We start from the raw sequence: 12,530 nt of genomic DNA, 5'->3' as shown, positions 1-12,530 counted from the left end.
CCGACACCATGGCAAAGCGCATCGACGTCAAGGACCTCAGCGTCTACTACGGCGACTTCAAGGCCGTCGAGGGCGTGTCGATCACCGTCGAGCCCCGGTCCGTGACGGCCTTCATCGGGCCGTCCGGGTGCGGCAAGTCGACACTCCTGCGGACGCTCAACCGCATGCACGAGGTCATCCCAGGCGGCCGGGTGGAGGGCACGGTCATGCTCGACGACAAGGACCTGTATGCCCCGGGGGTCGACCCCGTGTCGGTGCGGCGCACCGTGGGGATGGTCTTCCAACGGCCGAACCCCTTCCCGACGATGTCGATCTACGACAACGTCGTCGCCGGGCTGCGGCTCAACGGGCTCAAGAACCGCAAGGCGCTCGACGAGGCTGCGGAGAAGTCGCTGCAGGGAGCGAACCTCTGGACCGAGGTCAAGGACCGGCTCAAGAAGCCTGGCGCCAGCCTGTCCGGCGGCCAGCAGCAACGCCTCTGCATCGCCCGGGCGATCGCCGTGCGGCCGCAGGTGCTCCTCATGGACGAGCCGTGCTCAGCCCTCGACCCGATCTCGACACTGGCGATCGAGGACCTGATCAACGAGCTGAAGGCCGACTACACGATCGTCATCGTGACCCACAACATGCAGCAGGCGGCCCGGGTCTCGGACAAGACCGCCTTCTTCAACCTCGCCGCCACCGGCAAGCCCGGCAAGCTCGTCGAGGTCGGCAACACGACCACGATCTTCAACAACCCCACCCAGCGGGCGACCGAGGACTACATCTCCGGGCGGTTCGGGTAGGAACCGACCGGAGGAGCCGACGGCCACGGGCGAAGCGGGCTTCTCAGCCGCGCTCAGGGGTGTCGTCGGGCGTGACCCGGAGCAGTTTGTCGATCTCGGTCTGGCTCAGCCGTCCGTCGGCCGAGGTGGCGGCGACGACGAGGTCACCGACCAGCTCGATCTCCTCGTGGAGGGCTGCGTCGCGCAGTTGGTCCCCCGGGGAACCGTCGTGGGTCATGACCTCAACACTAGGTGTCCATCGGCCACCACGGAGGCGAAATGCCGTGATCCGCGACGCTCCACGGCGCAGGACAGCGAGCGACGCCCCCCGCGCCCCCGGACCGGCCGGGCGCCCGCTCGGCCGTGGCGTCATCTTGGTCACATGGGTCGCCCCGTCCGTCCCCGTGGGGCAGAGGGCGTCGTGGGAGCCGCCCGCGGGCCACGCCCCCGCGATCCACGAACGCGGATCGTTCGCCCACGCGGCCTGTCCGGAATGTGCCTGGACCGGGCCGGCCCGCCGCGCGCGAGACACCGCCGGCCGGGGCCAGCTGCGTCACCAGGGCGAGGTCCACGCGGACGGCGCCGGCCTCGAGCCCTGGTTGCAAGAGAGTGACGTCGGGCCGGGAGCGCCTCACGGCGCGAGGCCGCTCGAAGCGGCTCATTTTGGGACCCGGGGCTACCGCGGCCCGACGCACTCCCCAGAGAATATCCCCCTTGACCCGAATCCGCGTCACTTCCCCTCGGACTGCCTGCCGCCGAGGACGGCGACGCCGCCGCGTGACCGGTCAGGCCAGCCGGCCCGCCCTCCAGAGCTCGGCCCCTGCCGCCAGGTCGTCGGCAGTCAGCAGCAGCTGCGCCGCCCGGTTCGCGGCCTGCTCACCGTCGGAGCGGTCGGCGCGCCCCGCCGCCACGACCCGGCAGAACGCGGCGGCACGATCCAGCGCGACCGCGAAGTCCCCCTCGAAGACACCCGCGAGGATCGCGTCGGTCAGGGCTGACAGCTCCTCCGGCCCGGGGGGTTCGGCGACCCCTGCGACGGCGTGGTTGACGTCCGTGAAGCGGATGCCCGCGGCGTAGTCGGCACTCGCCTCGGGCGGCGCGTGACGCACCCACTCGCGCAGGGCATACAGCCGCCAGAGGACGCCGGGCAGGCTGCGCGCGGGCCGGTGCGCCCAGAGGTCGGCGAGCGTCGAGAGACCGAGCTCCTCGACGAGCGCGACGAGCCGCGCCGTCAGGTCAGGATCGTGGGCGGCACGACCCGTGTGCACGAGCACCGCGGCGGTCTCGTGGGCCGCCTCGATCTGTTGCATCGGGTCGAACGAGCCCGCATGCGCCTCCATCGCGGCGGGGCTGAACATCGCCGGCCGGCGCGGGTGCTCGCGCCCGGTGTGCTCGCTCATGCCACGCCCCCGCGTGAGCGGGCACACGCGCAGCGCTGCCGGCGGTTCACCGGCCGCCGCCCTGGCCGGACTGGACGGCCGTCGCCAGGAGCAGGCCGCCGACCGCTTCGGCCGCGCCCCCAACCACGAGGAGGGGCAGGAAGGCCCAGCTCCGCGCGGGCATGGGGAGCACGCTCACCCCGCCGACGCCGGCGAGGGCCAGCCCGCCCACGAGCAGCAGCGTCCCGAGGACGGCGCCGGACGAGGTGCTGAGGCCGGCGACCACGGCATCCAGGCCGGCGCCGACGAGCACGACCACCGCCGCCGCGTCGTTCGACCTGACCAGCGCGAACACGGCGCCGGCCAGCAGGAGGAGCGCTGACGCCGCGCCCGCGACCATCGACACGACGGGGCCGCTGTCGAGCTGGAGGAACAGGGTGACAGCGCCCAGCAGCAACAACAGCCCCGAGATCTCCGGCGTCGTCATCCGGGAGCTCTGTTCGGTCCACTCGGCGCCGGTGCCCTCGACGGAGTCCGCGACCGCCTTGACGATGTCGTCGTAGACCTTCTGCTCCGGTGCGTCCGCCCCGGTCACGAGCGTGAGGACGACACCGTCGTGCACGCCCCGCGCGGGGAGGCTCGAGTCGGCGTCGAGGGCCCGCCCGTCGGTCCCGACGAGGGTGTAGCCGTCGTAGGCGACCTCAGGAGGGATCTCGGCCAGCGGCAGGCGGGAGGGCGGGACGAGAGCGGTTGTCAGCTCCCTCGCGAAAACGCTCAGCCGCACGAGATCCGCTGACTGGGTGTTCGTCGTCAACTCCCTGCTCCCCTGACGGTTGACACAACTCCCCATGGACCCTATCCGACGCTCCGCCGGGCGCCACGGCCGTGACCGCGGCGCCACGGCCGTGGCACCCGGGGTCAGCCCGCCCACCTGCCGCTGTTGCGGTTCTCGGTGGCCTGAGCCTGGGCTGCGGCCTGCTGGACGACCGGCGGCATCCGGGCCACGGCATCGAAAAATTTCGAGAATGAGGCTGTCGACGCGCCTCTTGAGGGCGTCGTACTCCCCGCGGGAGGCCGTGCCCTCGCCCCACTCCGGGAGAGTGCGCAGCTCGGACGAGAGGTCAATGGCGGCGACGTACCACTTCCTCGGCGCCCTCCCCCGGATCGACGGCGACCCCGCCCCCCTGCCGACCCGGATTACCCTCGACCGGGTCCGCGAGCTGGCTCCCGGGTCCACGCAGCTGCTCCTCGGTGTCAACGAGAAGGCCCTGGTGCCCGTCGGCCTCGACGTCCACGTCGACGTCGATCGTGACCCGCACCTGCTGATCTTCGGGGACGGCCGGTCGGGCAAGTCCACCCTCCTGCGCAGCTACCTCCAGGAAGTGACCAGGTTGCACACCCCCGCGACGGCGCAGATGTTCGCCGTGGACCACCGCCGCACCAACCTCGGCGAGTTCTCCGACGAGTGGGGCGCCGACGACGCGACCAACGCCGAGACGGCCCACTCCCTCGCGACCGGGCTCGCGCAGTTCCTCCGCGACCGGCAATCCGCTCGGGCCGCTGCTGCCCCTGCTCGCGCGCGGTCGACATCGGCCTGCACGTCGTCATCGCCCGTCGAAGCGGCGGCGCCGGCCGCCTCGACGACACCATCGTCACGGCCATGAGGGAGCTCGCCGATCCGGGCATCCTCCTCAGCGGTGACCCTCCAGAGGGCGCCCTCATCGGCCAGATGCGAGCCGTACCAGCGGTGCCCGGCCGGGGCCGGATGCTGACCCGTGACGGCTGACACCTCATTGAGGTCGGCTTCACCCCGTCGGAGCACACCGGGTGACCAAGACGCCGGGTCACCCCGGTGCTCGCGCCATCAGCGCGGCGAGTCCTGGGGTCCGTGATCCGGAGCGGCCGACGGCGCGGGAGTCTGGGGCGATGCGGGGGCCGACTGGCCGGACGTCGCGCCCCGGTGAGAGCTGCGCCAGATGGCCCAGGCGAGCACCCCAACGAGGACCAGGGGCAGGAAGCCCAACCGGGCGTGCATCCCCGCATCCGGCAGGATTGCGACGGCGGTCACGACGAGCAGCACGATCGACGAGGCCTCCCCGCCCCGGACCGCACGCTCGAGCCGGATGCCGCCTTCACTGTCCGGGAGCAGGAGCCAGGCGGCGAGGTAGATCACCAGTGCGGGGCCGAGGAGCGCGAGCACGACTGTCGCGACGCGGACGATCGCGGTGGAGACGCCGAGCCGTTCGGCGAGGCCGGCGCAGACGCCGCCCAGGATGCGCTGTCGCGAGCGGGTCACCGGGCTGCGGCGCACGGTGGTGAAGAACCGGTCGAGGGCTGGGGCGGGTGTGGGCTTCGGTGTTGTGGTCATGAGTCCTACGATCCGCCCCCGGACCGGGTCTGCACAGTGCGGAACGTCCCTGAGACGACCCTGACCCGACCCTGAGCCAACTCAGCAATCGGCGACGCCGGCGTCGAGCTGTGGGCGGTATCCGCCGAGCAGCGCGAGAACGCTGGACCCCGGCGTGAGCAGGTCGACCGACCCGGATGCCGGCCGTCGTCGGCGCGTTTCGTAACCGCGCCGTGTCCACGGGACGACGGCGTCGTCGATGACGAGCAACGTCGCGTCCTCCTCCACGACGACGGCGCCGGAAGGCAGGTCGCCCCAACCCGCCCGGGAGGTGCGGCGCCTCACGCCTGCCGCGGCCGACGTGGCGACGTGGTCACGAGCGGGCCTCGCGGCATACCAGCTGTCACTCGGACTGGGCGTCGTCCACGTGCTCGGCGGCGAGCACTGCCCCCTGGCCCACGTCAGTGCCGTCCTCGACCGCGCGGCGGGCGAGTCCGCGGGGCAATGCGGTCCGTGCATGTTCGGGGTGCCGGCGGTCGCCGACGACGTGCGGGCGCTCGCGACCAGCGACCACGATCCGACGACACTCCCCCGTCTCCGGAACCGACTGGGGCCCTTGCCCGGGCGCGGTGCCTGTTGGTTCCCCGACGGAGTGGCCGGTTACGCACGCAGTGCCCTTCGCGCATTCGCCCCGGAGGTCGAGGCCCATGCCGCAGGTCGGTGCACCACCCCCAGTCCCTCGAGGAGGACCCGTGTCAGCGCTCGACAACCGCAGAGACCGGCCCCTGCGAGAGGACCGGCAACCACAGGCGATGGCGGTCGACCGGGTTGCCTGCACCGGACACGGCGTCTGCGTCTGCCTCCTGCCGGAGGCGATCAGCCCTGACGAGTGGGGCTATCCGGTGATGCTGGCCCCCCACGTCGACCCCGAGCTGGGTGGCATCCGACCCGGCTCTGCCCGGCCCGGGCGCTGTATTGGTCGGCACGGGGCTCCGAGCCTGGGGTCGAGAGCGGAGGTCGCCACCTCGGTGAGACTGACCACGCCGGGGCCTGCGGCATACTGGCCTATCGCGACGCCTGCGACCCGGCGAACCACGTGGGAGCGCTCCCCATGGTTCCCCTGCCTCACCTTCAGGCGTCCCGGGCCTCTAGCTCAATTGGCAGAGCTGCGGACTTTTAATCCGTAGGTTGTGGGTTCGAGTCCCACGGGGCCCACACAACGTCACCGCAGGTCAGACCCTCTCTCGGCCAGAAAGAGAGAGATCCCATGGCCCGTTCGAGACCACAGTTGGTGCAGTTTGCGGTGCAGTTGCGCGCCTCAGCGCGTCACAGACCCGCTCATCCGGTCTTGGCGACTCAGCCGGTCTCAGACGGTCGCTGGGGCTCATTCCCGTCCCTCGTCGTGAGCACCAGACCGACGGCGCCCGCCTTAGGTGGATGTGACCGAGATGACAACCGCTGACATCCGTTCGATCGCGGACCGCATCGACCAGCGACTGCGCTCCATCGGCGAGCATGAGGCAGCCATCCGGGCCGACCTCGAGGCCCTAGCCTCGATGACCGCGACCCCAGCCGATGACCGTCTCATGGACGTCACCGCCGCCGCGCAGTGGCTCGGGGTCTCCCGAGCCACGCTGTTCCGCCTACTGCGCAGCGACCCCGACCTTCACCACATCAAGGTCGGCAAGCGCACCCTTTTCCGCCCCAACGACTTGCGAAGCTACGCCGCGCGGCTGGTCGCCTCATGAGCCCGAGCCGATCCGCCAACGGGCGTTCCTCTATCTACCGGGACGCGGGCGGAACATGGCATGGCTTTGTCACCATGGGCCGCGACGTGACGGGCAAGGCGGTGCGACGGCACGTTCGCGGTCGCACCAAGGGCGCCGTTACCGAACGAGTCACGGGCCTTGAGATACAACGCGCCCGCTCCGCGCAGCACGCTGCGATCAACGCGCGGCAAACCCTCGGGGACTGGCTCGATGAATGGCTTCTCCACATCAAGCGCAGCCGCAAGCCACGAACCTTCACTACCTACGATGCGCTCACCCGTACCCACTGCCAGCAACTGCGGAACACCAAGTTGCACGAAGTCACCGTCCGTCAGATCGACGACCTACTCGACCGAGTCGCCACGACGGTAAGTCCCACGTCGGCGGGCAACCTTCACCGGACCCTCCGTGCAGCCTTCTCCACCGCCGTCCGACGCGGGCTCATACCCTCCAATCCATGCCAGCACGCGACCGTCCCGCGAACGCTTCACGTTGAGATCGAACCCCTCACCGTCCGCGACGTCCGGCGCGTCCTGGCTGCCGCAGCAAGCCAGCGCAACGCCGCCAGGTGGTCGGTGGCCCTCGCCCTCGGGCTCCGCCAAGGGGAAGCCCTCGGCCTGCAGTGGGGCGATGTCAACCTCGACGAAGGGACCCTGACCGTCCGCCGCCAACTGCAACGACAGCCATGGGAACACGGATGCGGTCAAGCAGAGCCGGACCACCGGCCCGCCCAATGCCCATGTCGCCACAGCGGCGGCTTGCGCTTCGACGACACGAAGACCGGTGCCGGGCGTCGCCTCCTAGCGATCCCACCGCAAATGCTCCCCCAACTCCTCGAACACCGCAGGTCCCAGGCTCAGGCTCGGCTCGCCGCTGGCCCCGCATGGAACGACTTGGGCCTCGTGTTCCCCAAATCGGACGGCACCCCCGCCGACCCGAGAGCCGACCACAGCCAATGGAAGGCGTTGCTGGCAGCCGCCGGGGTCCGAGACGCCCGATTGCACGACGCCCGGCACACTGCCGCGACCCTTCTGCTCGCTCAAGGCGTCGACGGTCGCGTCGTAATGGACCTCATGGGATGGAGTCAAGCGGTGCTATTGACCCGCTACCAACACGTCATGGACACCATGCGCGTGGAGGCGGCCGAGAAGGTCGGAAGCGCCATCTGGGGAGCGCCGTGACTGACTTTGCAAGCAGGGGGTTAGGGGTTCGAGTCCCCTTGGCTCCACCCACGTTTACGCAGGTCAGCCGCTTGAAACTGGTGATTGACCTGTTCTCTCTGGTCGTAGGAATGCTCGCATGGGGGAAGCGCGGGGGAAGTAATGTGCTCCATGGGACAGCGGGGCGAGCACGTTAACCGCACCGTCGAGCCGGACGGCGAGGTGCGTCTTCTCGCCCTCACGGTGGGCGGCGCCCCACTTCGCCCAGATAGGGCCTGACCTTAAGGGGCTACAACCCGCCCACTCTCACGCATTTCATCCGGCTCCGTGACCGCCCCTCATGCTTGTTATGCACCTGATCTTGCAGGACATTTTGACAGGACATTTTGAACAGCTCGCCTCGGCTGCTTGCCTCTGGACTTGGAGGGTTTGAAATGCCTGCGTTGTTACCCTGCCTGATCCGTTCCCGAGGGCCCGGCGGTGAGCCGGTGGTCCGTCTCGGGATGCCTTATGAGCTGGGCGCTGCCGGCCCTTGCGCGCTCTTCCACACCCGGATCTCCACGGCCGCCTCAACCAGCGCCTGGGTCAGGTCGACGATCTCGGCCTCGAGCTGCCGCTCGCGCGTCGACGGCTCGGACCTGTCCGCGAGCAGGCCCTGCATGCCGGCTTTGAGGAAGTCCGCCTTCCACCGGCCAGCCGGACAACGGGACGTCGACCCTCCCCAGGGGCCCGAGGCCGATGCTGGAGCCGAAGCCCAATGATCACTCGGGCCGAGGCGGAGAGGGGTCGGTCATGATGATGTGGTGGGGAGGCGGACAGAGCGGTGCCGGGACGTTGGTGGAGACGATGGTCGTCAAGCCGCTCTTTTGGGCTGTCGTGGTGGTCCTTGGCGTCGGGGTGGTCCGGTCCGGGCGCAACGGTCGGGTGAAGCAGTCGGGCGCCTCGCGGCTCACCAAACCCCGGGCCGATGCCCACCAACCCGAGGCGGCTGCCGACCAGCGGACCGAGCAGTTGCTTGCCGCGCAGTTCGCGCGGGGAGTGATGGTCCGGCGCCCTGGGCGTGCGCGAGCTGCGCGAGCTGGGGCTCACTCCCGTGCTGCTCACCGGTGACCATGAGTCCGTCGCCCGCAGCGTGGCCGCCAGGTCGGCATCGAAGAGGTCGTCGCTGTCGTCGTGCCCCAGGGCAAGGTCGGCGTCGTCTGTCGCTTCCAGGAGCAGAGGCGGGTGGTCGCGATGGTCGGCGACGGGGTCAACGCCGCCGCCGCCGTCGCCCAGGCCGACCTCCGCCTCGCGATGGGCACCGGTCCGACGTGGCCATCGAGGCCTCCGATCTCACCCTCGCGGAGAGACCGCGCTCGGCCGGCGACGCGATCCGCCTGTCACGGCGCACGCTCGGCATCATTCGGAGTAACCTGCGCTGGGCGTTCGCTACAGCCCCGCCGGGCTACCTCTGGCTGCGGCGGGGCTGCTCAAACCCAATGCTGGCGGGGGGGGCGATGGCCCTCTCGTCCCCCTTCAACGTCGGCAACAACCTGCGGGTGCGACGCTTCACCGGATACGACGGCACGTCCGACACCGACCCCAGAAGGGCTGACCGATGACCGACCCCACCCTCGCCGGCTCGACGCTCCGCGCCGTCGGCGGCGAGCACGACGACCCGCACGGCTACATCGGCGACAAGGACGCCTACCTCGCCGCCTGCGGCGGATCGAGGGCCAGGCCCGCGGGCTGCAGCGGATGGTCGAGGAGGACACCGGCTGCATCGACATCCTCACTCAGGTATGAGCAATGACCAAGGCCCTGCAGGCCCTCTCGCTCGGCCTGCTCGACGACCACCTGCGGCGCTGCGTCATCGACGCTGTCAGCCAGGGCGGACCGGCGGCCGAGGAGAAGCTCGCCGAGGCCTCCGCCGCCATCGGTCGACTCGTGCGGTCCTGACCGCATGGCCTACCTCAGCCTGCTCCTCCTGCTCGGTGCCGGTCTGCTTGGCGTCGCCGCGCTGTACAGCGGCCACCGGCTCACCCACCACGCCCCGCCCGCGCCGGAACTGCCGTTCCTGTCTGGCGCGCTGCCGCCCGAGCACGCCCTCTCGCGATTCCACGCCCGGTGGTACGTCGCGGCCCTGATCTTCCTCGCCTTCGACGTCGAGATGCTCTTCATGTACCCCTGGGCCGTCGTGGTCGCGAGCGAGGGCCTCGGGTCGGTCGTCGAGATGTTCGGGTTCCTCGCCGTGCTCCTCGTCGGCGTGCTCTGGGCCTGGCGCGAAGGGGCCCTGCGGTGGGCCTGAGCAGGGTGCTCGCGCGGCTCGCCTCCCGGCGCCTGCACGTGCTCGTCGTCGAACACCCGGGGGCCTTCCTGCTCCGGGCTCGGGCCGAGCGGGCCTGCACGACCCGCGGCTGGGTGCTGGCCACCTCACCGGCCGACGCCGACGTCCTGCTCGAGTGCGGGGCAAGCGACGACGAGCGGCTGACCACCGCCGTCTGCCGGGTCTGGGCCCAGGTCCCCGGGCCCAGGAGCCGGGGTGGGCTGCTTGAGGTCGACCGGGTCGACACCACGCTCGACGCCCTCGCCGATGCCTACCGCCGGTGGTCTGCGGAGGACGAGCCCCGACCGGAGCCCGAGCAGCACCACCCGGACGACATGGCCGACATGCATGACATGGGGGACATGGACGGAGCGCATGACATGGGGGCCATGGAGATGGACATGTCCGGGCCGGGCGGGATCGCGCTGGCCTCCGGCTTCGACGACGAGCGTGACGGCCTCGAGATGGACGTCCTGCACGTTCCGCTCGGACCGGTCCTGTCGTCGTGGCCGGCCGGGCTCGTCGTGACCTGCACGCTCACCGGCGACGTCGTCTCCAGCGTCGCGGTCGACGTCATCCCCGACGACACCAACGCCACGCCGACCCCGGACGGGACGGCCTACCGGCTCGACGCCGCTGCCCGGTTGCTGGACCTCGCCGGAGCGGTGACCCTCGCGGCTCGGGCTCGCAGCGAGCGTGACCACGTCCTCGACGACAAGACACCCGACCTCGACGACCTGAGGCGTCGGGTGGGTCGTTCGGGTGCGCTGCGCTGGTCGCTGCGCCGCGTGGGGACCGTCAGTGGCCAGCAGGCCGACGGCCACGGATGGCCCTCAGCATGGGTCGGGGACGCACACGACCGCCTCCTGTGGCTCATCGAGGCCCGTACCGAGCCCGGCTCTGCCGCAACGGGACTCGGCACTCTCGCGACCGCCCTGCCCGACCTTCTCGGGGGCTCCGAGATCGCTGCCGTCCGCCTGACCGTGGCGAGCCTGGTCGGTCACCCGTCATGACCGTCTCCCCCGTGCTGTGGACCCTCGTCGTCCTCGTCGTCGCCGCCACGCTGGCGGCCTCCGTGCGCGGCGTCCTTGCCGCCCGCTCGGTCGGCGCTCCGATACGGGCCGGCGCCCTCCTGCCGGTGAGCGAGACGGCGCGGTTGCTGCGCCAGGAGCGCCGCACCCTGCTCGCCGCCGACACCCCGCTCTGGCGGGTGGCCGGGGCCGGGCTGGCGCTCGTACCGCTGCTCATGGTCTCGGTCGTCCCGCTCGGGCCGGACGCTGTGCTCGACTCCCCGGTCGGCATCGTGTGGTTCAACGCCACCGACGTCATGGTCTGGGCCCTGGTCTGGCTGCTCGGGTGGGGGGCCAACTCGGCGTATGCCCTCGTCGGCGCCTTTCGCTTCCTCGCCTCTGCCCTGGCCTACGAGCTGCCGTTGATGTTCGCCCTCACCGCGCCCGCGGTCGCCGCCGGGAGCCTGCGCGTCAGCGACGTCGTCGCCGGGCAACAGGGGCTTTGGTATGTCGTGTGGATGCCGGTCGCCTTTGCCGTCACCCTGATCGGCGTGGTCGGCTCCTCGGTCTGGGGGCCGCTGTCGCCGGCTGCAGCACCCGATCTCGCCGGTGGTGTGCTGGCCGAGCTCTCGGGCCCCGATCGGCTGCTCGCGAGCGCGGGCCGCTACCTGCTGCTCGTCGCCGGATCCGCTTTCACCGCAACGTTGTTCCTCGGCGGCAGCCAGGGGCCGCTGCTCCCGGGCTGGCTCTGGATGAGCCTCAAGACCCTCGTTGTTGTCGTGGCGCTCGTGGCCGTCCGCGACCGCGTCGCCCTGCTGCGGCCCGACCGCTTCCTGGAGGTCGGCTGGCTCGTGCTGCTGCCGGCCACGCTCGTGCAGCTGCTCGTCGTCTCGCTGGTCGTGGCGTCGTGACGTCCGTCCGTTGGCTGTCCATCCGCCTGAGTGGGGTGCGCCCGTGCTCGTGATCTTCCTCGTCCTGGCGTCAGTCTCGATCGTCACCGGGGCCTTGGTCTTCGTCGTCGACTCGATGGCGCGGGCGACCTATGCGCTGGCCCTGTCCTTCGTCGCGGTCGCCGTCGCCCTGCTGACCTTCGGGCTGACCTACCTCGGGGTCATCACGATCCTTATGATGGTGATGGAGATGGCGATCATGGCTGTCTACATGATCATGTTCATGGGGATGAACCCCGCGCTCATGCCGATGGACATGGTGCACGGGAAGCGGCCCGCCCTGGTGGTGTCGGTCGGGCTCTTCGCCCTGCTCGTCGTCGGCATCCTCCTTGCCCCGTGGCCGGGCTCAGCCTCGGCGCCCCCCGCCGAGATCGCGGCGCTGGGACACACCCTCATGGGCAGCAAGATGCTCGTGATGATGTCGGTGAGCCCGATCATGTTCGCCACCATCGTCGCCGGCGTCGTGCTCGCCTCCGGCCGCACCCGCTACGACCGCTTCGGCGACGACCTCGACCACCCCGTGCAGGACCCGACGCCCGGCGGGGTGGGGCGATGACCCTCCAGCTCGTGCTCGTCGTCGCCGCGGCGCTCTTCTGCGTCGGGCTCTACGGCGCGCTCTCCCAGCAGGTCGTCGTCATGGTCATGATGGGCCTGGAGCTCATGCTTAACGCCCTCGTCCTTGCCGCCGGGGCGATGTGGCTCTTCCTCGCGCCGAAGCCCACCGGCGAGGTGCTCCTGCTCGTCGTCCTAGCCGTGATGACGCTCGAGATGGCCATGGGCTTCGCCATTGCCGTCCTCGTCCACCGTCGGCGTGGCAGCGACATGACCGACATGGCGGGAGACCTC

18 protein-coding genes, 1 tRNA gene and 2 pseudogenes are annotated in these 12,530 nt (G+C 70.7%); 14 read left to right on the top strand and 7 right to left on the bottom strand.

The features are described from left to right. The first annotated feature begins 8 nt into the window (after window positions 1-8). A complete protein-coding gene (gene pstB / locus ACLL9L_RS09940) occupies window positions 9-785 on the top strand; it encodes a phosphate ABC transporter ATP-binding protein PstB (RefSeq protein WP_411284487.1) in 777 nt (258 codons plus the stop codon). Between the two features lie 43 nt (window positions 786-828). On the opposite strand, the gene ACLL9L_RS09935 is transcribed toward pstB, so the two are convergent. The 3 genes from ACLL9L_RS09935 to ACLL9L_RS09925 all read right to left on the bottom strand — a co-directional run bounded on the left by ACLL9L_RS09935 (window position 829) and on the right by ACLL9L_RS09925 (window position 2,957). Continuing rightward, window positions 829-1,002, bottom strand: a complete 174-nt coding sequence (locus ACLL9L_RS09935; RefSeq protein ID WP_411284486.1) for a hypothetical protein — start codon at window positions 1,000-1,002, stop codon at window positions 829-831. 547 nt (window positions 1,003-1,549) lie between these two features. Then, complete coding sequence (locus ACLL9L_RS09930) at window positions 1,550-2,164, bottom strand: hypothetical protein (RefSeq protein ID WP_411284485.1); 615 nt, start codon at window positions 2,162-2,164, stop codon at window positions 1,550-1,552. Window positions 2,165-2,210: 46 nt separating this feature from the next. Beyond that, on the bottom strand, window positions 2,211-2,957 hold the full coding sequence (locus ACLL9L_RS09925; protein WP_411284484.1) for a hypothetical protein: 747 nt from the start codon (window positions 2,955-2,957) through the stop codon (window positions 2,211-2,213). 310 nt (window positions 2,958-3,267) lie between these two features. Here ACLL9L_RS09925 and ACLL9L_RS09920 point away from each other — a divergent pair, with 310 nt between their 5' ends. Beyond that, a complete protein-coding gene (locus ACLL9L_RS09920) occupies window positions 3,268-3,807 on the top strand; it encodes an FtsK/SpoIIIE domain-containing protein (protein ID WP_411284483.1) in 540 nt (179 codons plus the stop codon). Then, a complete protein-coding gene (locus tag ACLL9L_RS09915) occupies window positions 3,804-3,929 on the top strand; it encodes a hypothetical protein (protein WP_411284482.1) in 126 nt (41 codons plus the stop codon). Before ACLL9L_RS09920 ends, ACLL9L_RS09915 begins: the two co-directional genes overlap by 4 nt. A 78-nt stretch (window positions 3,930-4,007) precedes the next feature. Here the strand turns inward: ACLL9L_RS09915 and ACLL9L_RS09910 are convergent, their stop codons facing one another. The 3 genes from ACLL9L_RS09910 to ACLL9L_RS09900 form a co-directional block, all read right to left on the bottom strand. Further along, window positions 4,008-4,511, bottom strand: coding sequence for a PspC domain-containing protein (locus ACLL9L_RS09910; protein ID WP_411284481.1), 504 nt, complete (start codon window positions 4,509-4,511; stop codon window positions 4,008-4,010). 81 nt (window positions 4,512-4,592) lie between these two features. Next, a complete protein-coding gene (locus ACLL9L_RS09905; protein WP_411284536.1) occupies window positions 4,593-4,835 on the bottom strand; it encodes a hypothetical protein in 243 nt (80 codons plus the stop codon). A 58-nt stretch (window positions 4,836-4,893) separates the two neighbouring features. Further along, a complete protein-coding gene (locus tag ACLL9L_RS09900; protein WP_411284535.1) occupies window positions 4,894-5,064 on the bottom strand; it encodes a hypothetical protein in 171 nt (56 codons plus the stop codon). On the opposite strand from ACLL9L_RS09900, the gene ACLL9L_RS09895 reads away from it, so the two are divergent. The 4 genes from ACLL9L_RS09895 to ACLL9L_RS09880 all read left to right on the top strand — a co-directional run bounded on the left by ACLL9L_RS09895 (window position 5,008) and on the right by ACLL9L_RS09880 (window position 7,440). Then, window positions 5,008-5,376 (top strand): hypothetical protein, encoded by a 369-nt coding sequence (locus ACLL9L_RS09895; protein WP_411284530.1) that lies wholly within the window; start codon window positions 5,008-5,010, stop codon window positions 5,374-5,376. The genes ACLL9L_RS09900 and ACLL9L_RS09895 overlap by 57 nt on opposite strands. Before the next feature lie 256 nt (window positions 5,377-5,632). Continuing rightward, window positions 5,633-5,705, top strand: a tRNA-Lys gene (locus tag ACLL9L_RS09890). Between the two features lie 233 nt (window positions 5,706-5,938). Further along, complete coding sequence (locus tag ACLL9L_RS09885; RefSeq protein WP_411284480.1) at window positions 5,939-6,238, top strand: helix-turn-helix domain-containing protein; 300 nt, start codon at window positions 5,939-5,941, stop codon at window positions 6,236-6,238. A 74-nt stretch (window positions 6,239-6,312) separates the two neighbouring features. Next, window positions 6,313-7,440, top strand: coding sequence for a tyrosine-type recombinase/integrase (locus ACLL9L_RS09880; RefSeq protein WP_411284479.1), 1,128 nt, complete (start codon window positions 6,313-6,315; stop codon window positions 7,438-7,440). A 487-nt stretch (window positions 7,441-7,927) separates the two neighbouring features. Here ACLL9L_RS09880 and ACLL9L_RS09875 read toward each other — a convergent pair whose 3' ends face one another. Continuing rightward, window positions 7,928-8,080, bottom strand: a complete 153-nt coding sequence (locus ACLL9L_RS09875) for a hypothetical protein (protein ID WP_411284478.1) — start codon at window positions 8,078-8,080, stop codon at window positions 7,928-7,930. Window positions 8,081-8,482: 402 nt separating this feature from the next. On the opposite strand from ACLL9L_RS09875, the pseudogene ACLL9L_RS09870 reads away from it, so the two are divergent. The 7 genes and pseudogenes from ACLL9L_RS09870 to ACLL9L_RS09840 all read left to right on the top strand — a co-directional run. After that, window positions 8,483-9,020: pseudogene (locus ACLL9L_RS09870) on the top strand (HAD-IC family P-type ATPase); the annotation flags it as partial. Beyond that, window positions 9,017-9,357, top strand: a pseudogene (locus tag ACLL9L_RS09865) (metal-sensitive transcriptional regulator). The pseudogenes ACLL9L_RS09870 and ACLL9L_RS09865, both read left to right, overlap by 4 nt. Before the next feature lie 4 nt (window positions 9,358-9,361). Next, a complete protein-coding gene (locus ACLL9L_RS09860; RefSeq protein ID WP_411284477.1) occupies window positions 9,362-9,706 on the top strand; it encodes an NADH-quinone oxidoreductase subunit A in 345 nt (114 codons plus the stop codon). Beyond that, window positions 9,697-10,737, top strand: a complete 1,041-nt coding sequence (locus tag ACLL9L_RS09855) for a hypothetical protein (RefSeq protein ID WP_411284476.1) — start codon at window positions 9,697-9,699, stop codon at window positions 10,735-10,737. Before ACLL9L_RS09860 ends, ACLL9L_RS09855 begins: the two co-directional genes overlap by 10 nt. Further along, window positions 10,734-11,645 carry a complex I subunit 1 family protein gene (locus ACLL9L_RS09850; RefSeq protein ID WP_411284475.1) on the top strand — a complete coding sequence of 304 codons (912 nt, stop codon included), beginning with the start codon at window positions 10,734-10,736 and terminating at the stop codon, window positions 11,643-11,645. The genes ACLL9L_RS09855 and ACLL9L_RS09850 overlap by 4 nt, the downstream gene beginning before the upstream one ends. 43 nt (window positions 11,646-11,688) lie before the next feature. Then, window positions 11,689-12,240 (top strand): NADH-quinone oxidoreductase subunit J, encoded by a 552-nt coding sequence (locus tag ACLL9L_RS09845; protein WP_411284474.1) that lies wholly within the window; start codon window positions 11,689-11,691, stop codon window positions 12,238-12,240. Beyond that, on the top strand, window positions 12,237-12,530 hold a 294-nt coding region (locus tag ACLL9L_RS09840), incomplete at its 3' end, for an NADH-quinone oxidoreductase subunit NuoK (protein WP_411284473.1). The genes ACLL9L_RS09845 and ACLL9L_RS09840, both read left to right, overlap by 4 nt.

The organism is Lapillicoccus sp. (genome assembly GCF_046595215.1).
Taxonomy (GTDB): Bacteria; Actinomycetota; Actinomycetes; order Actinomycetales; family Dermatophilaceae; genus Lapillicoccus.
The sequence above is the reverse complement of the archived record's forward strand: the minus strand, read 5'-3'. Positions and strand labels throughout refer to the sequence as shown.